Annotated in this window: 18 protein-coding genes; 3 read left to right on the top strand and 15 right to left on the bottom strand. The window is 69.8% G+C overall.

From position 1 onward, the window contains the following. Position 1 precedes the first annotated feature (1 nt). Entirely contained in the window at positions 2–499 is a 498-nt protein-coding gene (locus ACIGXW_RS19315) for an ATP-binding protein (protein ID WP_399574126.1), read from the bottom strand. Positions 500–789: 290 nt separating this feature from the next. Between ACIGXW_RS19315 and ACIGXW_RS19310 the strand changes: the two genes are divergently transcribed. From ACIGXW_RS19310 to ACIGXW_RS19300, 3 genes are all read left to right on the top strand, one after another. Continuing rightward, positions 790–1641 (top strand): helix-turn-helix domain-containing protein, encoded by an 852-nt coding sequence (locus ACIGXW_RS19310; RefSeq protein ID WP_399574125.1) that lies wholly within the window; start codon positions 790–792, stop codon positions 1639–1641. Between the two features lie 14 nt (positions 1642–1655). Next, positions 1656–1850, top strand: a complete 195-nt coding sequence (locus ACIGXW_RS19305) for a hypothetical protein (RefSeq protein ID WP_399574124.1) — start codon at positions 1656–1658, stop codon at positions 1848–1850. A 98-nt stretch (positions 1851–1948) separates the two neighbouring features. Then, complete coding sequence (locus ACIGXW_RS19300) at positions 1949–2311, top strand: cupin domain-containing protein (protein WP_399574123.1); 363 nt, start codon at positions 1949–1951, stop codon at positions 2309–2311. A gap of 316 nt (positions 2312–2627) precedes the next feature. On the opposite strand, the gene ACIGXW_RS19295 is transcribed toward ACIGXW_RS19300, so the two are convergent. The 14 genes from ACIGXW_RS19295 to ACIGXW_RS19230 form a co-directional block, all read right to left on the bottom strand. After that, on the bottom strand, positions 2628–3209 hold the full coding sequence (locus ACIGXW_RS19295) for a hypothetical protein (RefSeq protein ID WP_399574122.1): 582 nt from the start codon (positions 3207–3209) through the stop codon (positions 2628–2630). Continuing rightward, a complete protein-coding gene (locus ACIGXW_RS19290) occupies positions 3202–5088 on the bottom strand; it encodes an alpha/beta hydrolase (RefSeq protein ID WP_399574121.1) in 1887 nt (628 codons plus the stop codon). The genes ACIGXW_RS19295 and ACIGXW_RS19290 overlap by 8 nt, the downstream gene beginning before the upstream one ends. A gap of 9 nt (positions 5089–5097) precedes the next feature. After that, positions 5098–5508 carry a hypothetical protein gene (locus ACIGXW_RS19285; RefSeq protein ID WP_399574120.1) on the bottom strand — a complete coding sequence of 137 codons (411 nt, stop codon included), beginning with the start codon at positions 5506–5508 and terminating at the stop codon, positions 5098–5100. A 37-nt stretch (positions 5509–5545) separates the two neighbouring features. After that, positions 5546–6613 carry a type VII secretion-associated serine protease mycosin gene (mycP, locus tag ACIGXW_RS19280; RefSeq protein WP_399574631.1) on the bottom strand — a complete coding sequence of 356 codons (1068 nt, stop codon included), beginning with the start codon at positions 6611–6613 and terminating at the stop codon, positions 5546–5548. A gap of 1758 nt (positions 6614–8371) precedes the next feature. Continuing rightward, the gene (locus ACIGXW_RS19275; protein WP_399574119.1) at positions 8372–8845 is read right to left on the bottom strand and encodes a hypothetical protein; all 474 of its coding nucleotides are present in this window, start codon (positions 8843–8845) and stop codon (positions 8372–8374) included. An 85-nt stretch (positions 8846–8930) separates the two neighbouring features. After that, positions 8931–11315, bottom strand: coding sequence for a xanthine dehydrogenase family protein molybdopterin-binding subunit (locus tag ACIGXW_RS19270; RefSeq protein WP_399574118.1), 2385 nt, complete (start codon positions 11313–11315; stop codon positions 8931–8933). Next, positions 11312–13102, bottom strand: coding sequence for a 2Fe-2S iron-sulfur cluster-binding protein (locus tag ACIGXW_RS19265; RefSeq protein ID WP_399574117.1), 1791 nt, complete (start codon positions 13100–13102; stop codon positions 11312–11314). The genes ACIGXW_RS19270 and ACIGXW_RS19265 overlap by 4 nt, the downstream gene beginning before the upstream one ends. After that, entirely contained in the window at positions 13099–14013 is a 915-nt protein-coding gene (locus ACIGXW_RS19260) for an FAD binding domain-containing protein (protein WP_071961974.1), read from the bottom strand. The genes ACIGXW_RS19265 and ACIGXW_RS19260 overlap by 4 nt, the downstream gene beginning before the upstream one ends. Positions 14014–14318: 305 nt before the next feature. After that, positions 14319–15950 (bottom strand): beta-N-acetylhexosaminidase, encoded by a 1632-nt coding sequence (locus ACIGXW_RS19255; RefSeq protein ID WP_399574115.1) that lies wholly within the window; start codon positions 15948–15950, stop codon positions 14319–14321. Positions 15951–15952: 2 nt separating this feature from the next. Next, positions 15953–16795: a carbohydrate ABC transporter permease gene (locus ACIGXW_RS19250; RefSeq protein ID WP_399574114.1), complete on the bottom strand. Its 843-nt coding sequence runs from the start codon at positions 16793–16795 to the stop codon at positions 15953–15955. Next, positions 16792–17709 (bottom strand): carbohydrate ABC transporter permease, encoded by a 918-nt coding sequence (locus ACIGXW_RS19245; protein ID WP_399574113.1) that lies wholly within the window; start codon positions 17707–17709, stop codon positions 16792–16794. The genes ACIGXW_RS19250 and ACIGXW_RS19245 overlap by 4 nt, the downstream gene beginning before the upstream one ends. After that, entirely contained in the window at positions 17706–19034 is a 1329-nt protein-coding gene (locus ACIGXW_RS19240; protein WP_399574112.1) for an extracellular solute-binding protein, read from the bottom strand. Before ACIGXW_RS19240 ends, ACIGXW_RS19245 begins: the two co-directional genes overlap by 4 nt. A 177-nt stretch (positions 19035–19211) precedes the next feature. Next, positions 19212–19502: a DUF3039 domain-containing protein gene (locus ACIGXW_RS19235; protein WP_109281359.1), complete on the bottom strand. Its 291-nt coding sequence runs from the start codon at positions 19500–19502 to the stop codon at positions 19212–19214. Positions 19503–19532: 30 nt separating this feature from the next. Continuing rightward, complete coding sequence (locus tag ACIGXW_RS19230; protein ID WP_071961971.1) at positions 19533–20126, bottom strand: YqgE/AlgH family protein; 594 nt, start codon at positions 20124–20126, stop codon at positions 19533–19535. Positions 20127–20283: the final 157 nt, after the last annotated feature.

Raw genomic sequence — 20283 nt, 5'->3', positions numbered from 1 at the left:
CTCAAAGCGCGGCATAACGCTTCCCCGCCTCCCCGGGCACGACGACCCACAGCTTGCTCCCACTGAGCGGCTTCTCGGCAGCAGCGATCCCGACGACGCCCCCGCACCGACCCACGACGGCTTCGAGCGTTGCCAGCGCCTCCCGCCGATACGCCCGGCAGGCGCTCCCGGCACCGCTGCTCTCCGCATGCTCGGGATGCTCGTCGAACACGGTCACCCGCAGCACCCCGAACCGCCATCGCAGGTCGAGGCTGACGCCACGGTTCGGGGTGAACGCGAGGGCGTTGCCGAGCAGTTCGGAGGCGGCGAGGGATCCGAGCTCGGCCAGGTCGGCCAGTCCGTGCGCGTTGAGCACGCCTTTCACGGCGCCCCGGGCCATGCCCAGGCAGTAGGCACCGCCCGGCAGACCGAACGAGTAGTTGAGGTTGTGACGGCTGGGCGGGGACGGTGGCGCGATGCGCGCCGAACCGGCCGTCGAACAGAGTGCGTTGTTGCTCATGCGCGGACTCCAAGCGCGGTCATGTCGACAGACAGAGGGAGTTCTCGCACGCGGACAGCAACCGGTGGCCTGCCTCCCTGGGCGCGGACACACCCCACCCAGGGAAGGAGGGCATGCTCACGCGGTGCACTTCCGGCGCCACGGCGTGTGAGCGAAGTGGTACCGAAGGTAGCGCCTCGGGAAGCCCTGTGCTACCTACTCGCCGGAAACCGTGTGCTACCTACGGCTTCGCTGGATGTCATCGCCGCCTGCGGGCAGACTGTGTGCCAGTTTCAGCGAGAGGGCATCGCATGCCACCGAGAAGCAACCCGACGATCCGACAACGGCGTCTCGGCGCCGCGCTCCGCCAACTTCGCGAGCAGGCGGGGATGTCCGCCTCGGACGCGGCCGCCCTGTTGGGCGTGGACCGCACCCGCATCTCCAACACGGAAGCCGGCCGCTTCGGCATCAGCCCGACCCGCGTGCGCACGCTCGCCTGTAACTACCGCTGCCCGGACGCCACATTGGTCGACGCCCTCGCCGACATGGCACAGGACCACTCCAAGGGCTGGTGGGAGGAGTACAGAGGCTCGCTCCCCGCCTTCTTCCTGGACATCGCCGAGCTCGAGTGGCACGCCGCCAGGATTCGCAACGCACTGACGTCGCACATCCCCGGGCTCCTGCAGACGGAAGACCATGCCCGCGCGATCTTCGACCTGGTGATTCCCCGTCTCCCCGCAGGCGAGGTCGACCTCCGCGTCTCCCACCGCCTCCTGCGCCGCCAGGTGTTCGACCGCCAGGACGCTCCCGAGTACGACGCGATCGTCCACGAGAGCGCCTTACGGATGCAGTTCGGCGGCCGCGACGTGGCCCGCGCCCAACTCCGGCACCTGCTCGAAGTCAGCGAACATGACCGCGTCAGCCTCCGAGTCATCCCGTTCACGGCCGGCGGCTTCCCGGGCGCCGGGCAGACCATCCTCTACGCCTGCGGACCGGTCCGACAGCTGGACACCGTGCAGCTCGACACCTCTCACGGATCGGTCTTCATCGACTCCGACATGCAGCTGGCCAACTATCGCCAGCTCTTCGACGCGATGGAGACCTGCGCTCTTGACGAGACCAAGTCACGAGACTTCATTCGAACCGTCGCCCAACAGCTCTGAAAGGCCCACTCCCCATGCCCGAGATCCGCTGGCAAGCCCCCTTATGCGGCAACGGCGGCAACGCCTGCATCCAGATCGGCCACACCCCGGACGGCACGCCAATACTGCGCGAGACAACGCACCCGGACGAACTGATCCGCACCACCCCCCAAGGCCTCCGCAACCTGATCGAATCGGCCAAACGCGGCGAGCTGGACCACCTGCTCTGACCCCGCCGTCACTCGCCCGGCCCTCCACGTCTCGCAGCCAGCCGCACCCACGGCTAGCTTCGAGAGGGTGGCTGCCCGCTGCTCAAGGAGGAGTCTCCATGGCCGGTCTCGTACGCAAGAGCTTCGACTCACCGGAGGAGGTCCGCCCCTTCGAAGAAGGGAAGGGACGCCTCGAACTGGTGAATGTGGGCGCAGGCCCAGTCGGCCGGGCGACGTTCGAACCGGGCTGGAAATGGTCGAAGCACGTCAAGCCGATCGCGGGAACGGACAGCTGCGAGGCCTCGCACACGGGCTACGTCATCGGGGGCCGCATGAAGGTCGTGATGAACGACGGCGAAGAGGCGGAGTTTGGCCCGGGCGACTACATGATCTGCCCACCCGGCCACGACGCCTGGGTCCTCGGCGACGACCCCTGCGTCTTCATCGACTGGCAAGGCTTCGCCGATTACGCCAAGCGCTAGGCGCCCCGGAAAGAACCAGCTCGCACCGCCGTCAGAGCGCATCCACCTCACTCAAAGCAGCTCTGACGACGTCTCTCAACTCCGCGTCCGTCAGGTCGCCCTCTTCCCGGAACCTCGGGTCGATGGCAGCCAGCCAGAACTGCGCGAAGTGCGGTGCGCTGATTTTGCCGCCCCAGACAGGCTGCCATCAGGGATGGCTGTTCCAACGGGATAGGCCCTTCGGCCACGCCGCTCGGCGTCGCGCATGCCTGGCCGAAAGGCCGCAGAGAAGTCAGTGACGGCCTGAAAGTACTGACCGGTGCATCGGATTCTTCGGTTAGCCGTCACCCTTGTACGCAGGATCCACGTAACACGGCGAGTTCAAGTAGACGAACAGACCATCACGGCCGGCCTTCTCCCACTTTCCTGCGCCCTGATCCCGCGAGACGAAATCTTCCTCAATCGATACGGTGTGATGGAGCTTGAGGTCCTCGACGTCTAGTTGCATCTGCCGGGCCTTCGAATTCGCCTGCTCGAATCGGTAGGTTTTCCAGCCTCGCTTGGGAAGTTCGGCGTGAAGCCGCTCAAGGGCTTGGGTCAGGACTTCCCTAGATGGCCCAAATACCTTCCAGGAGTGACTGACACGGTATCCGTTCTCAACCTCTCCGCATCTGCTCACGACAGGCGCACCATTCGTTGTCTCGTACTTCAGACCTGAGACGTCAAGAATGAGACTGGACTGGCGTCGCACCAGCTCCTTTGCGTCATCTACTGCCATCTTCTCCGGCTCATAGCCAAGCCCTTTATTCACAGTGGATGCACATCCTGTCAAAGCGAGAACCGCAGAGCACACAAAAGCGGCGATCCCAGAAGGAATCCTATTACTTCGAGGAAGATAGCCCATCGGAGATTCAGTCATCTTCCAGCGTCACCTTGTCGTACTTACCAACGACGATACGAGCCTGATTGCGGATACTTTCAGACTCCATGTCCCAGTACCCACTGTGCCCCCTCGACTTACCCGTGGCAACTATGTTGGCACCGAATTCACGATCAGTGGGAGTGACTGTCGAAATCACACTCATTCCGTCACCGTCGACCCAAGACGGAAGCAGATCTACGTCGAGCTTCTTAGGCGCGTGCTTCCACCCACCAAGCTCTGGAACCGGGTCGCTCGTGATGAATGGGACATGGAAACCGCCATGTTTATCGTCCGCGAGCCCCGGGATCGCGACCGGCATACCCTTAAGGAAGGGGTTACTATCCGCCTCGGCCGCCCATACGTGATCCGCCTTGACGTCGAGCTTCGAAGCGTGGCCTACCTGCATACCAGGGCTCCCCTCAACAAATACATCATCCACGGGAAGGGTTCCCTGGCGAGCTGCCGAGCCAATCACAGTACTGCCGTAGCTGTGCCCGTCGACCGTCAAGTGGCTTGGCGCACCGTGGTGCGTGGTTCGAAGTCCATTCAGGAATTCATTCAGCTTAGGTCCGCCTTCATTTGCATACTTAGTCTCTGGCGAATTGACGGCAAGACTCTGCGGCGCGTCGTAGCCGAGCCAAGTAATGGTAGAAACACTTTGACCGTCTGCCATGTCCGTACTAGTCGACCAGAGCTTCTCCATGCGCTTGATATTACCTTCGATGTTACTAAGGCGGGAGGTGGTGCCAGGCACGTACACGGCCGTGTGGGCGGCCGTATCCGGATTTCCATTGGCGACAACAGCGTGGCCGATTCCCTTGGTGTCGAAGCCCAGCAGATACGCCTCGGGTACGGGACGTTCGCCAGGCTTTTCCACGTATGCAGATCGGCTCAAGCGACTCTCGATGTCCTCGATACCTTGCAGATGCTTCTTGAGGGAGTCGCGCTTATCTTTCCACTCGACCCACTCCGCACTGGTGGAGATGGACGGGCGTTCGCCACGACTAACAACGAGCTTCGTGGGCTCATGCCTTCCGAGCTCGTCTATCTTCTGCTTGATGTCGAGATGCGCCTCGGCAAGCACAACCCGATTTGCCTCATCGCGGACAACTGCAGGCAAGCCGTTCAAAGCACCGATGCTTGCCGGGTAAAGGGACACGAGTTCATCCCGCTCCGCCTGGGTACGTTTACTCCACCAGTCGGCGTTTTCCTTGGGGGACTTGCCCTTGGGTATCTTTGAGTCCGAGAAGTGTCGCCCTGCCGCAGCGCGCACGTCCTTGAGGTCTTGCGCGACGTCCGAAAGATCAGTCTTGTTCAGGTCTCCGTCGGCAATCAATTTTGTCAGAGCTCTGGCGTACCGTCCATCAATCTCGCTCGCTTCCTTGAGCGCTTCACCGATTCGATTGGCGATATCCTGGGCCTTCGCCTGATTCGGGTCCGGCGTACTGTCCGGATTCATCAATGCAGGCATTCCCCCCGGCGCGGCCGGTAGCGGGAGTGAGGGCGCCGGTGTCCCCGGGCTCTTGGGAAACTCAACCGAGCCGTTAGGCCTAACCGTGAACTTCAGCCCTTCCGCGTCCTCGAGAGCCTGTTTCAGCTTGCGTTGAGGAGCGACCAGCTCTTCGGCAAGGCCGCTGAGGGCTGTGCGGATGAGACCACACTCGGCGTGGATGTACCTGTAGTTCTTGCTGAGCCGGTCCAAGCTTCCCATAGCCGCCGTCGCAGCAGTACCTTTCTGGGTACTTCCGAGCTTTGCGATGATCTCGTGATCCACACGACCTCTCGCTGCGCTCGCACGGTTGCTGACTCGGCTCCACCCCTCGGCCGCCTTGGCGAACTTGGATGTGTCAAGGTTTCTCAGCTCATCGATAGTCACCACGGCAGGTCACCGCCACCGGCTGTATTCGTCGATCTTCGACCGACCGCCGGACGAGTCGAACGAAGCCTTCACCGCAGCCTCATTCTCACCAAAGTCGACTCCGGCCTTCTTCAGGGCGCCATCAAGCTTTTTGCACTCATCCCGGACAGCGCTCAAGCGAGCTTCCCAGCCGCTGAGGATTCCACTGAGGGCTGCTGCGCTGGCGAAACCGGCGGTGTCGGACTTAATGCCGTCGTGAGCGTGACCGAGGTCCCTGACCGCGGTGTCCATTCCCTGGTGCAGTTCGCCTGCGACACCTGCGGCGGCGGTCCAGGGACGGACGCTCGCCTTGTGAACGTCGCCTCCTCCGCCGGTGCCGGCGGAGGCCAAGGTTATTCGTGATTCCTGGCGCTGCTGGGGAGTTTGGGCATCCGTCATGGTGTGACCTCAAGTGCAGATGGCGGGAGGGGGGCGTCTACCGGGGCAGGTGCCTGCGGCGACGCGTGGCGAAGACGAGCAGAGGCACACCGACCACGGCGACGGCAGCCAGGGCGATGCTGACTGCGAGGACGTTGCGCTTGGACAGCACAGCGTTGTCGTCGCTCTTGTCGGCGCCGGCTTGCGGGGCGCCTTCGGCGGTGGGTGCCGGAGTGGCCGATGCTCCGGCCAGTTCGGGGAGCGGGCTCACGTTGGGTGGGCCGGGGTCGCCTGCGTTCTGCAGGGCGATGCGGGGACGGACTACGCCGTAGCCGATGGTGTCGCTGCGCTTCTCGCCGCTTTTGGGGCCGCCGGCGGTGTTGATGAGGACGCGCAGGACCTGGTTTGCCGTCCAGTCGGGGTGCGCGGACCAGATGAGGGCGGCGGAGGCGGAGGCTAGGGCGGTGGCGTCACTTGTGCCGTGGCCACGGCAAAGACCAGTGCCGCCCTTACAAGTGGAGACCATGTTGGCGCCAGGAGCCGCAAGGTCCACTTGAGCCCCTCTTTGGGATTCTTCCGTTGCTTTGATGTTTTGATCAACAGCAGCCACGCCTACGACCCCTGGGTACGCTGCCGGGAATTCGATCCGATTCTCCTTGTGCCCAGAATTTCCGACAGCAGCGAAGATCAGTTTCCCCTTGGAGATCGCATAGTCCACTGCCTCTGCCTGCTGCGAGCTCTCCGCTGGTCCGCCCATCGAGATATTAATGATCTTCGCGTCCGAATCCGCCGCGTATCGGATCGCCGACGAGACTGAGTCGCCCGGCAGCACCCTCGTGGCCGGTGCATGACTGTTAATTACCCGTAGCGGTAGAATCTTTACCCCGGGGGCAAGACCATATGATCCAGCTCCACCATTACTCTTCCCAGTCCCCGCAATAAGGACAGCCATACTCGTCCCATGACCGTCGTAGTCGGAGTGTGCGCCTCCCTCGATACCCGAGAAGTCCTCACCAGGAAGAACCTGGCCTTGAAGGTCTCCCAGCTCCGGATCCACACCGCTGTCAACGACAGCTATGGTCATCCCTGCACCTGTGCTGGTCTGCCACATCTCCTCGGCCCGCATCGCGTCCAAGTACCACTGTCGGGAACGGATCGAGTCGGCCTGAGCTGCCCCCGCAGAGGCAGCGAGCACGAGAAACGCCGCTACACCACAGGCAGCACGTTTCCGCCGCCGGCCATTTTCAGCTGAGCTGCAACGCATGTCTTTCTCCCGCCTCCGCCTGTGATCAATCGATGACGGGAGGTGCGACACGACGAGTCCCCTGGGACCAGGTCTCTTCTTCCTCCACCAGGTAGTCCGGGCGCTGCCCTTGCCGCGAAGTGCTGCGACCGGCGGCGGAGTTAACTCCTCCAGGACTTCTCACAAGACCCGACCCGCCAGGTGTGAAGGCCCGATCCCCCGATGCGCCGACTCGACGCTGGCCACTACCGCCGACGACCCCGCCAGGTTCGAAGGCCAATCGTCGACCGCTTCCTCCGCCTACGCGGCTAGTAGGGGGCGCGGAAGGCGCCGCGTGGGGCACCCCAAAGCCCATCGTTGTGCGTGCTTGTCCAGGCTCCGTACCGATGACTGTGCCTCGCGGTACCTGAGTCGGAACCTGAGCCGACGTACGGGGCACCGGCCGGCCGCCGACCACGCCATCTCGAGGCAATCCAGGCACCGAGCCGAGCCCGCCGACAAGGCCACGCCCCGGGATGCCCGGCACGGTTCCTTGGCGCTGTCCCCGAATGGGCCCCGTCGTCCCTCTGCCCAGTTCCGCAGGAACATGACCCATCGGCGGCACCGGGGGCCCCGCTACTGGTGTCACCGGCGAGGTGTTTGACGTGCCACCACCATGCGGCAAGTGTGCTGGCGCCCCGCCAGATGGCAGGGTCGCCACCTCGGGCATTGCAACTCCGCCGTCAACTTCCATGGAGACTGGCTGGGCACTCGGCTGAATTCCGGGCACGCCGCCACTGCTCCCTACTGCGCCAAAAATGCCTCTCGCCCCACCAGGCACGGATGCAACACTCTGCGCTCCGCCGCCCTGCGTCCCGGGTGACATGCCAGCAGGCCCAAAGGCAGCCCCAGCGCCCCCTCCGCTCCCTCCAGGAAAGGGGAGGTACTCCGGGTCTCGGTGGGGATCGCCCACCGGCGCATCCCCCGGCATCGGCGGAAACGTAGGCGCCCCCGCCCCCGAGATATTCCGCGCCGACCACGCATAGGACTCCGCCAGCTTCCGCATCAGCCGAGCCGCCTCAGCCCGATCGGCATCCAGCTGCGCCTGCGCCGCGTAAGCCTCCTTCTGCGAAGGCCCCGACGCCCCCTCCTTCTGCAGCCCCCCGCTCTGATCCGACAGCGTGGGCGCCGGCACCGCCCCCACCTGCCCCGGATTGCTGGCCTTGTAGGCGGCCAGCGTGGCCTGGGAGGTGGACGACACCGTCGGCATCGCGGACTGGACCCCGGCGAGAGTGGCCGCAGCGTGGGTCATCCACGAGCCCGCGTTCTTGCTGAAGTCACTCAGCCGCAGCGTCGCGTTGGCCATGTCCGCGACCCATTCGCGGAAGGCGTCGCCGCCCAGGCCCTCCCACTCCACGCCGGAGGCGTGTTCCTTCAGGCGCTCGCCGAGCTTGTTCATGGCACCGGCTGCGCTGGTGAGCTTGCAGCCCAGAGCGCTGGTCGACTCGGCGTCGGCGTGTTCGATCATCGCCTGCAGCTGCTCGTGCGACATCGACTCGAAGTCCGAGGTCGTGAACAAGCCGCTGCTGGGAAGGCGGCGGATGAGCGGGCTGACACCGCCACCAGCAGGGCCACCGGCAGGTCCAGGGGGAGTCGTCGTCATCAGATCTCTCCTTCGTTGCTGGCGTGCGGCTGCGGCTGCGGCTGCGGCTGGCTCTGCGGAGACATGTGCGCCCCCGCCCTCGTCCTCGCCGCCCTCGTGTTCGGGTCGAGCTTCGGGTTGTACAGCTCCTTGGTGCGGGCCTGGATCGCCCACATGCGGTCGCGCAGGTCCGCGTCGACGTTGGCGTAGCCGACGCGGGCGGCGTGGACGGCGGTGCCCAGGGCCTCGATCTGGTCGCTCAGGAGCTGGGCGAGGGTCTTCAGTTGGGCGTGGACCTCGTTGTACGCGCTGTAGAGGGAGTCGACCTCGGCGAAGTTGACGCCCAGCTGGGCCGGGACGAGGTGGGCGTCCGCCACCCGGTGCGGGGCCGCCTGGGAGGACTCGAGGTGGGTCAGGAGTTCTTCGACCTCGCCCCTGAAGCCTTTGAGTGTTGCCAGTTCCGCGTGCAGTCTCGCGTCCCCACCCGCGCCCACGTCCGTCCCGCCCCTCGCGTCAGCCCCGTAACAATGCCGCCCCAAGGTTACTGACAGGCAGTGACGTTCACCTGAGTACGGGTACTCAAACCCCCGGTGTGCCGCCCGGCGTGGCCGCCGCCGTCTGCGGGCGGATCGGCAGGCGGTTGACCGGGCGGCCCGTCGCGGCGCGGACCGCGCCCGCCACCGCCGCCGGGGACGTGACCACCGGCACCGCGCTGATCGCCTTCGCGCCGAAGGGGGCGACGACGTCGCGTTCCTCGACCAGTTTGACGATGCGGATGTCCGGCGCGTCGAGCGCCGTCGGCAGGGCGTACGCCGTGAGGTCCGGGCGGCGGACCTGGCCGGCGTTGGTGCGGAGGTTCTCCGTCAGCGCGGCGCCCACGCCCTGGGTGATGCCGGCCTCGATGCGGGCCCTGGCCTGGGCGGGGTTGAGAACGCGGCCGACGTCCTGGGCCACGGCCATCTCCACGACCCGTACCGAGCCCAGCTCCACGTCCACGTCCACGACCGCCCGCACCGCGCAGAAGGCGATGCCCACGAAGGCGTCGCCCTGGCCGGTGTCGTCGAGCGGTTCCGTCGGATGCGGGCGGCACTGGGCCGTCGCCCACAGTTCCTTGCCGTCCAGCGCCTCGGCGACCGTCGTGCTCAGCACCCCGTCGTACGAGGTGATCTTGCCGTCGGCGATCGTCAGCAGCTCCGTCGACATGCCGAACTGGTGGGCCAGCGGCTGCAGGAGCTGGGTACGGACCATCCGTGCCGCCCGCTCCACCGCGCCGCCCGAGACCCAGGTGTGGCGGCTGTGGGCCGCCGGGCCGCAAGGGGGCTGGTCGGTGTCGACGGGGGCCACGTATACCTCGTCGATGCCCAGGACGTCCTGGACGATCTGGCGGGCCAGGGTCGTAAAGCCCTGGCCGGTCTCCACGGCCGCGCAGATGACCGTGGCCACCGAGCCGCTGACCTTGACCGTGGCCGTCGAGACCTCGTCCGTACCCTCGGCGCCCAGCATGTGGACCATGCCCAGGCCGTAGCCGACGCCGCGCCGCACCGCGCCCGGCTCGCCGGCGCCGTCGGGGCCGCCCGGCAGCAGCCAGTCGTCCTCGGGGCCGTCCATCGGCAGGGCGGGCAGCGGGTAGTCGCGCACCGCGCGCAGGAGTTCGGCCACGGGGGCCGGGCAGGTCACCGTCTGGCCGGTCGGCAGCAGATCGCCCGTCGCCATGATGTTGCGCATCCGCAGCTCCGCCGGGTCCATGCCGAGCTTCGCCGCGAGCTTGTCCATCTGGCCCTCGTACGCGGCGCACACCTGCATCGCGCCCTCGCCGCGCACATGGCCCGACGGCGGATTGTTCGTGCGGACGGCCCAGCCCTCGACGAAGGCGTGCGGGACGACGTACGGGCCGCAGGCGAAGGCGACGGCCGCGGCCAGCGCCTCCGAGGAGGAGTCGGCATAGGCGCCCGCGTCGAGCAGGATCTGCGCCTCGACCTTCAGCAGCTTGCCCTCGGCGTCCGCGTGGTGGCGGTAGCGCAGCAGCGTGGGGTGGCGGTGGGCGTGGCTGAGGAAGGACTCCTCACGGGTCGCCGCCAGCTTGACGGGGTGGCCCGTGCGCAGCGCCAGCAGGCCCAGGGCGAGCTGGGTGCCGGGGTCCTCGCGGTCGCCCATCGCGCCCGGGACGCCCGTGACGACGACCTTCACGCGCTCGGGCTCCAGGCCGAAGCAGGCGGCGGCGAGGTCGCGGTCGGCGTGCGGGTCGGTGGAGGCGGTGTAGATCTCGACGCCGCCGTCCGGGCGGGGCACGGCCAGGCCGGCCTCGGCGCCGATGGGGGCCGGGTCCTGGCGGCCGATGCGGTACAGGCCCTCGACGATCACCTCGCCGACCACCTTGGGGTCGCCGAAGCGCAGCGGGATGTGGCGGATCAGATTGCCGTCGGGGTGCAGCGACTCGGCGGCGAACGCCTGCTCCGGGTCGGTGACCGGCTCCAGCACGTCGTACTTGACGGCGATGGCCGCCGCGGCGAGACGCGCGGTGTCGGGGTGGTCGGCGGCGACGGCGGCGATCGGCTCGCCGTGGTAGCGGACCAGGTCGGAGGCGAAGACGGGGCGGTCGGCGATGCGCCGGCCGTGGGCGGCGTCGCCGGGTACGTCCGCGTGCGTCACCACGGCCCGTACGCCCGGCATCGCGGCGGCGGCCGAGGTGTCGACCGAGAGGATGCGGGCGTGGGGGTGCGGGGAGCGCAGCACCGCGGCCCACAGCAGGCCCTCGGCCCACAGGTCGGCCGCGTACGGGAAGGTGCCCTGGGTCTTGGCGGCCGCGTCGGCCGCAGGGAGGGAGACGCCGAGGCCGCGGAGCGGGGCCTCGGGTGCGGCGGGCGGCGGCGCGACGGAGGCAGTGAGGACGGAGGCGGGAATGTCGCCCGCGCCCGCCGTGCCCCCCGTCCCGCCCATTCCGGCCGTCCCGCCCATTCCCGTCATGCCATCGCCCTTCCACTGCCGCCGGTGCCGTCGCTGCCGTCACCGTACGGACCCGCCTGGTGCGGGATGCGTGCCGTCTCCGTGTCCGCCTGCTGCTCCCGGTCCTCCTCCAGGGCCGCGGCGGCCTCGGCGCGCTCGTCGACGACCTGGCGCACCGCGTCGAGCACGCCCCGGTAGCCGGAGCAGCGGCAGAGGTTGCCGCAGATGGCCTGCCGGGTCTCCAGCTCGGTCGGGGCGTGGTTGCCCTCGAGCAGGTCGTGCACGGTCATGGCGAGGCCGGGCACGCAGAAGCCGCACTGCACGGCCCCGCACTCGGCGAGCGCGCGCTGCACGTCGGAAGGCTGTCCGCCCGCCGCCAGGCCCTCGACCGTACGGATCTCGGCGCCGGCCGTGGTCGCGGCCGGTACGAGGCAGGAGGCGACGAGCCGGCCGTCGACCTGGACGGAGCAGGCGCCGCACTCGCCCTGCGAGCAGCCGTCCTTGGCGCCGGCGAGGCCGAGGCGCTCGCGCAGGACGTACAGCAGGGACTCCCCGATCCAGGCGTCGGTGACGGGCCGGTCGGTGCCGTTGACGCTGAGGACGTACGAGGCGCAGGGGTGCTCGTCCTGCGGGCCGGCCTCCGGCTCGGGGTACGCCCCGGCCTCGGCACCGGCCGCCGCCAGGGTCTCCGTCGTCGGCTCCGGCTCCGCGTGGAGGTGCGGGTAGGCGGGGGCGTCCGGCTCGGCGGTGGGCGCGGGGACGGCCGTGGCTTCGGGCGCTTCCGGGGCCTCCGGGGTTCCGGTGTCCTCGGCGGCCGCAGGGGCCTCGCCGGGTCCCGGATGATCGACGGTGTCGATGCCGCCGATGCCCGCGTGGTGTTCGTGGTGCCCGGGGTGCTCGACCGCCTGGATACCGTCGGCCGGCTCGGGCTCGGGCTCCGGCTCCGTCACCGGCCCGGCCTGTGCCATGGCCTCGGGCGCCGCCGGAAGCCCGGCGCCGGCCGTCCACTCGGCGACGGGGCTTTCGCCCGCACCGGTGACCCCGTCGAGGGTGCCCAGGTCGTACTCGCCCGACTCGTCCACCGTGTCGCCGGGCGCGACCGGCACGGACCACTGGCCGCTCTGGTCGACATGACCGACGTGGCCGACGTGACCGGTGTGGTGGTCGAAGTGGTCGAGCCCGCCGACGTGCCCGGTGTCGGTGCCGTGCTGCTGCCCGGCCTGGTCGACCGGATCGACCGGATCGACCTGATCGGCCGGACCGGGCGCGCCCGTCTCGCGCAGGACGTACTCGCCGGACTCCTCCACCGAGTCGTCCCCGGCCGCCGGAACCGTCCACTGCTGCGTGGAGTCGGCGCCCTCGCCCGCGTCCGGGGCGAACGGCATCGGCCACTGCGCCGTCTCGGACATGCCGCCGTCGGACACGCCACCCACGGCGTGCGGATCGGCGGGGACGCCCTCGCCACCACCGGTCAGGTGCTGGCCGTGCTGAGCGTGCTGCCCGTAAGAGGCCTCGTACGCCCCGTCCCAGTGCCCCTGCTCCTGCGGCCCGCCCACCGGGACGGGCGCCGGCTCGGCGTAGGGCTCGGGGGCAGGGTGCGGCCAGGAGTCCGCGGCGGGCGGGGTGTACCCGGTGCCGGGGGCCGCCAAGGGGCCCCAGCCCGCGGAGCCCTGGTGCGCCAGGAGTTCGGGCGGGAGCTGGAGGAAGGTCGTGCCCTCCGCCTCGAGCCCGGCGCCCTGCGGAATGGGCTGCCAGCCGCCCGCGCCGGGCGCGGGCACATGGGTCTGTCGCTGCTGTTCGTCACTCACGCGAGTGCCCTCCCCAGTGCTCGGCGGGCCAGAGTCGCCACCGTACGACGCAGATGCAGCACGGCCGGCGGCAGGGTACCCGGCTCGGCGCCGTCCGTGGGGGACAGCGCGGACTGCGCGGGTGTCGGGTCGGGGATGCACGCCGCGGCCACGTACTCGCCGAAGGCGGCGCAGGCCTCGGGCGCGAGGGTGCGCTCGCCGTCCCAGTCGACGATCGAGGAGACCCAGCGCTCGGCGTCGAACGGGCGCAGCGGCATCGGCGCGACCGCGCCGACCGCGCAGCGCACGCTGCGGCGCGCCGGGTCCAGGACCACCGCCACGGAGGCGATCGCCCGGCCGGGGCCGGTGCGGCCGGTGGCCTTGAGGAAGGTCTGCGGGGCGTGCAGGAGCGGCACCCGGACGTACCCGATCAGCTCACCCGGCCGGAGCATGTCGAGCCCGGCGAGGAGGCGGCCGACGGGGATCTCGCGGCGGGTGCCGCCGGGGCCGGCGATGACGAGCGAGGCCTCGAGCGCGGCGAGGACGGGCAGCGCGTCACCGGTCGGCGAGGCGGAGGCGATGTTGCCGCCGAGGGTGCCGGCGTTGCGGATCTGGGGCGGGCCGGCGGCCCGGGCGGCGGTGGCGAGGGCGGGGATGAGGGCGGCGAAGTCCGGGCGGCCCATACGGGCGTGGGTGAGGCCGGCGCCCAGCAGGGCGGCGCCGTCCTGGTACTGCCAGCCGCGGATCTCGTTGATGCGGCCGAGGCCCACGAGCGCGGCGGGTCGCAGCAACCCGGAGTTGACGGCGGCCATCAGGTCGGTGCCGCCGGCGACGGGCACGGCGGTGGGCATGGCGGCCAGCGCCGCCACGGCTTCGTCGAGCGAGCCCGGCAACGTCACCGTGTGCGCCGCCTGCGGTGCGTGCGTGGTCAACCCAGCTGCCCCTTCCCCGGAGGTCCCGACTGTTCCGCCAGGTCTCGCCGTACGGTACGTGCTGTCGGCCCGGACGTGGCAACTCTGGCACATCTTCCGGAGCCGCCGTCGCGAGGGTCCGCGAACCGCCGGACCGTCCCCGCTCGGGAGGAAAGTCCGGGTTCGGGCACTCTCTCCGCTGTGAGCATTGTGGGCGCATTGCCATGCTTCGACGATCCTTGTGCGGCTTACGGCGGCTTACGGCAGTGTGTGAAGGACCACCGTGCCAGGGCCCCGCCACACGGTTCGTCACCTTCCGGCGCGGCTCACACGATCGGGGGCGCACCCTCGATCGGGCGTCCGAGCACGCCGGGGCGGCGCTGCCAGGGGCGCGGGCCGCCCGGCGGGCGGTAGTCGACGCCGAGGGCGTCGAGGCGGGGGTAGTGGGCGGCCATCCGGCGTTCGAAGTCCGCGTAGTCGCGCCGGCCGGGGGCGGGGAGGGTGGACCAGACCGTCTCGGCGAAGGCGGCCAGTCGCGGGAACGCCTGGTAGTCGACGCGCTGCTGGGTCTCCGTCACCTCGGTCCAGAGGTTGGCCTGGGCGCCGAGGACGTGGGCGGCCTCGGCCTGCGTCAGCCCGGGCGGTACGGCCTCGAAGCGGTAGACGTCCTCCAGGGTGCGGACGTAGCCGATGGGGACGGGCTCGTCGTCGCCGTCCGCCTGGCGGTGGTCGAGGTAGACGTGCTCCTGGGGGCACATGACGACGTCGTGGCCGGCCCGGGCCGCCGCGATGCCGCCCGCGTAGCCGCGCCAGGAGGAGACGGCGGCCCCCGGCGCCAGACCGCCTTCCAGGATCTCGTCCCAGCCGACGAGACGCCGCCCCCGCTCGGCCAGCCACCGGTCGAAGTGGCGGATGAACCAGCTCTGCAGCTCCTCCTCCCCCGTCAGACCCAGTTCCCCGATGCGGGCCTGGGCGGTGGCGGACGCCTTCCACTGGTCCTTGGGGCACTCGTCGCCGCCGATGTGGACGAAGGGGGACGGGAAGAGGTCGAGGACCTCGGTGAGGACGTTCTCGTAGAAGGCGAGGACGGTGTCCGTGGGGGCGAGCACGTTCGGGTTGACGCCCCAGGTGTCCCAGACGGACAGGGCGGTGGTGTCGACGACGTCGGTGTTGCCGAGTTCGGGGTACGCGGCGATGGCCGCCTGCGAGTGGCCGGGGACGTCGATCTCGGGGACGACCGTGATGTGCCGTTCGGCGGCGTACGCGACGATCTCGCGGATGTCGTCCTTCGTGTAGTAGCCGCCGTGCGGCCGTTCGTCCCACAGCGGGGACGCCCGGTGCCCGACCTTGGTCCGGGCCCGCCAGGCGCCTACCTCCGTCAGCCTCGGGTAGCGCTCGATCTCCAGGCGCCATCCCTGGTCGTCCGTCAGGTGGAGGTGCAGGACGTTGAGCTTGTGCGCGGCGAGCAGGTCGAGGTAGCGCAGCACGCCGTCCTTGGGCAGGAAGTGGCGGGCCACGTCGAGCAGGACGCCCCGCCAGCGGAAGCGGGGCGCGTCCTCGACGACGACCGTCGGCACGTGCCATGCGGCCCGCGGCCGGACCGGCGCCCGCCGGAAGGCGTCGGCTCCGAGCAGCTGACGGAAAGTCTGCGCCGCCCAGAAGACTCCGGCGGCGCTGCCCCCGTCGAGGCGCACGGCGTAGCCGTCGATGACGATGCGATAGCCCTCGGGGCCGAGCTCCCGCTCGACGGACGGGTCGACGCTCAGCACGATGCGATTGTCGTCGTCGCCCCCCGGCGCCAGCGGCAGACCGGTCGCCGCTCCGACCGTCGTGCGCAGCCAGTGCGCGACGCCCTCCGTACCGGGGCGCGCCTCGATCAGGGTTTCGTCGTCGAGGACGTACAGCCCGGGGGGCGGCACGTTGTGCATCCGCCGCGGGGCCGGGATCAGATCGGGCATCGTCAGTCCTTTACCGCTCCGCCCAGGCCCGATACGAGCCTGCGCTGTACGAGTACGAAGAACACCAGCACGGGGACCGTCATCAAGGTCGAGGCGGCCATGATGCCGCCCCAGTCGTTGCCCTCGTCCTTGAAGAAGACGAGGAGCGCCATCGGCAGGGTGGAGTTCTCGGTGGCGCTGATGATGAAGGACTTGGCGAAGAGGAAGTCGTTCCAAGCGGAGATGAAGGAGAAGACGCTCGTCGCCACCAGTCCCGGGAAGACGAGCGGGAAGAGGATCCGCCACAGGAACCGGCTCCGGCTCGCCCCGTCCAGATACGCCGCCTCCTCCAGCGCCTCGGGCACCGCCCTGACGAAGCCGCGCAGCATCCAGACGGCGAAGGGCAGGGAGAAGGCGATGTGCGGCAGGATCAGCGAGCCGAGGGTGTCCAGGCCGATGCCCGGCACGCTCTCCCCCAGGTCCCGCATCAGGAAGAAGAGGGGGATCGTCAGCGCCTCCACCGGCACCATCTGCGCGACGAGGAACATCACCAGCACGGTCGTACGGAAGCGGAACCGGAAGCGGGTCACCGCCGTGGCCGCGAGGAAGGCGATGAGCGCCGAGGCGAGGACCACGACGGAGGCGACCAGCAGGCTGTTGAGGAAGTACCGCCCGAAGTCCTGCTGGCCGAGGACGCGCCGGAAGGCGTCCAGGGACGGGTGCAGCGTCCAGGGGCGCGGCCGGTCGCTCTGCACCTCCCCCGCCGGCTTGACGGCGGAGAGCACCATCCAGAACAGCGGAAAGGCGACCACGGCGGCCGTCAGCAGCGCCACCGCCTCCGCCGCGAACCGCCACGGCCGGGTCATATCTCCTCCCCCTGGCGCCTGAGCAGCCACAGATATCCGAGCGTCACCGCCAGCAGGATCGCCAGCATCACCACCCCGATCGCCGAGCCGAGGCTGTACTGGGAGGAGGCGAACGCCTTCTGGTAGGCGTAGACGTTCAGGGTCAGGTTCTGTCCGGCGATGCCGCCGCCGTTGGTCATCACGTAGATCTGCGTGAACACCTTGAAGTCCCAGATGACCGACTGGAGGGTGACGACCACCAGGACCGGCCGCAGCATCGGCGCCATGACGTCGCGCCAGATCCGCCACCGCGAGGCCCCGTCCAGGGCCGCCGCCTCCAGCACGTCCTCGGGGATGGCCCTGATGCCCGCGTAGACGGTCACCATGACGAACGGGAACGAGCACCACACGACCTCGAGCAGGACGAGCGCGAAGGCGCTGTAGCGGCCGTACGTCCACGCGTACCCCTCGAAGCCGCTCAGCCCGAGCCCGGCCAGCAGCTTGTCGACGGGGCCGAAGTCCGGGTCGAAGAGGAAGACCCACACGGTCGACCCGGTGATGGCGGGCGTCGCCCAGGCCCCGAGGGCGGCGAGCATCAGCGCCAGGCGCGGCAGGGCCCGTATCCGCGTCAGCAGGACGGCCAGCGCGCAGCCGGCGACCAGGGTGGCCGCCACGCACGCTGCGGCGAAGAGGACGGTGGCCAGGAGGACCTGCCGGAACTGTCCGTCGCCCAGGATCGCGCGGTAGTTGGCCAGGCCCCGGAAGGCGGTCGGTTCGCCGCCGCTGACCTGGGCCTGGGTGTATTCGAGGAAGGAGATGAGGCCGAGCTGGTAGATGGGGTAGAACAGCAGGCCGCCGACGACGGTCAGCGCGGGGGCGAGGTACAGCCAGGGCGTCCAGGACTGCCGGGTCCGGCCCGGCGCCGGCCCCCTCACGACCGGAACGCCTTGTTCCGGAACGCGTCGTCCATCTTCCGCGCCGCGCTCGCCGCCGCCGCGTCCACGCCCCTCCGGCCGCTCGCGACCTCCTGGAGCATCGTCGGCAGCACCTGCCCCGCGTCGATGGCCGCCCAGGCCGGTGACGCCGGTACGGACCGGGCGCCGGCGGCCAGCGTGCGCACGAAGGGCTCGACGAAGGGCCGCGTCCGGGCGGCGTCGGCGCGGACGTCCGGGTACGTCGGCAGGAAGCCCATCGCGTCGAAGAGCCGGGCCTGGGTGCGCTTGCCGGTCAGGGACTTCATCAGGCCCACGGCCAGGGTGCGGTGCGCGCTGCTCCGCAGGACGCCGATGTTGTTCCCGCCTGCGAACGCCGGTGCGATCCGCCCCTCGCGCACTCCCGGCAGCGGGACGACCGCGTAGGCGCCCTTGACCTTGCCGTGCTCGACGGCCTGGTGGCTGAAGTCGCCGGCGATGGCCATGGCGGCCTTGCCGGACGCGAAGGCCTGGACGGTGTCGTTGCCGGTCATCCGCGCGCACCGGCTCGCGGGGCAGTTGTCGTCGCCGAAGAGGGCCGTGTACGCCTCGATGCCCCGCTTCGCCGCCGGGCCGTCGATCGCGGCGGCGTAGGAGCGGGCGCCCTTGCGCTCGGCGATCTCCCCGCCGTGCGCCCACACGAACGGCAGGGCGCCGTAGGTGTAGGCCCCGCCGACCACCAGCCCGTACAGCCCGGGCCGCTCCCGGTGGACGCGCCGGGCGGTGGCGGCCAGCTCGCCCAGGGTGCGCGGCGGCCGCAGGCCGAGCTCCGCGAAGACGTCCGTGCGGTAGTACAGCGCCCGTACGCCCACGAACAGCGGGGAGCCGTAGAGCTTGCCGTCCACGGTCACGGACCGCTTGGCCGCCGGGTCGGCGTCCCGGGCGTCCTCCCAGGCCGCGAGGTCGGCCGTGACGTCGGCCAGACCGCCGTCGCGGACGTAGCCGGCGGTGTCGGTGTTGCCGTACTCGATCAGGTCCGGCGCGCTCTTCGGATCGTTGAAGGCCGCCTTGATCCGCTGGGCGCGGGTCTCGACCGGGATGTACGTGACCTCCGCCCGCACCCCCCGGTGGGCCTTCTCGAAGGCGGCCACGGCCTCGGCGACGACCGCCGCCTTGGGCGCGTTGTCCACCTCCCGGAAGAGCCAGACGCGCAGCGTGCCGGTGGCGCGGTCACCGGACGGGCCGCCGGCCGAGGTGGCGGGCGCGCAGGCCGTGACGGCGCCGGGAAGCGTGGCGAGGAGCACCGCCCCGGCGAGCAGAGCGGCCGTTCGGAGCGGTGGTCGCGGCACGGGACCCCCTCAGCGGGCAGGCGTTGCAACATACGCAATGAGCGTTTCGCAGTGCACAACCGAACGAGGAGGAGGCTAGAGGCGGCCGACCCGTCCCGACAAGAGCAAACGGCTCCCGGGGCGCGTGATCGCGCCCCGGGAGCCGTCGAAAGCCCGGGTGGGACAGCCGGGTGGGGGCTACTTCTTGTCGCCGCCCTTGCCGCCCTTGTCGTCGCCGCCGGCGCCCATGCCGTCGAAGATCTCCTTGCACATCGGACAGACCGGGTACTTCTTCGGGTCGCGCCCGGGAACCCAGACCTTGCCGCAGAGAGCCACGACCGGCGAACCGGAGAGCGCGCTCTCCATGATCTTGTCCTTCTGGACGTAATGGGCGTAGCGCTCGTGGTCGCCGTCGCCGTGCGACACCTGCGGTGTCGGCTCTACGAGGGTGCCGGTACCTGCCCCGCGCTCGGGCTCGAGAGTGCTCATGGTCCCCAAGGGTACTGGGGCCGGCCCCCGTCAGTTGAGGCTCGGGTCGTCCGGATAGGTGGCGACCATCGCGAGTTCGTTGCGCTGACGGCGCAGTACGGCCCTCCACAGCTGCTGCGGGTCGGGCGAGGACACGTCGCCGGGCTCGGATTCCACCACGTACCAGGCGCCCTCCACCAGCTCGTCCTCCAGCTGGCCCGGGCCCCATCCGGAGTAGCCGGCGAAGATCCGCAGCGAGCCCAGGACGGTGGCCAGCAGCTCCGGCGGGGCCTCCAGGTCGACCAGCCCGATGGCCCCGTGCACCCGGCGCCAGCCCAGCGGGCCGTCGCCGGCCGAGGGGTCGCCGCCGCTCTCGCGGGGCTCCCCGGGCACCACGGCCACGCCCAGCGCCGAGTCCAGCGAGACGGGGCCGCCCTGGAAGACCACTCCGGGCTCGCCGGCCAGCGCGGCCCAGGACTGGAGGATGTCGCCGACCCCGACCGGGGTCGGCCGGTTCAGGACCACGCCGAGCGAGCCCTCCTCGTCGTGGTCGAGCAGCAGCACCACCGCGCGGTCGAAATTCGGGTCCGCCAGCGCCGGTGTCGCGACGAGCAGCCGTCCTGTGAGCGAGGACACCTCGGTCATGGCGCCATGATCCCGCATTCCGGGGCCCTGCGGGGAGTGGGCGGCGGTGATGGGCCGGGGGCGGCGAGGGGGCGTACGAGAGCAGCGCCCGCGCAAATGACCGGCAGCGACCCGGCGATAACCGGTAGCTACCATTCCATAAACGCAGAGTGTTGTG

It is taken from the genome of Streptomyces sp. NPDC053079, from assembly GCF_044546695.1.
Classification (GTDB): Bacteria; Actinomycetota; Actinomycetes; order Streptomycetales; family Streptomycetaceae; genus Streptomyces.
Note: the sequence above shows the minus strand (reverse complement) of the source record. Positions and strands in the feature narration are given on the sequence as shown.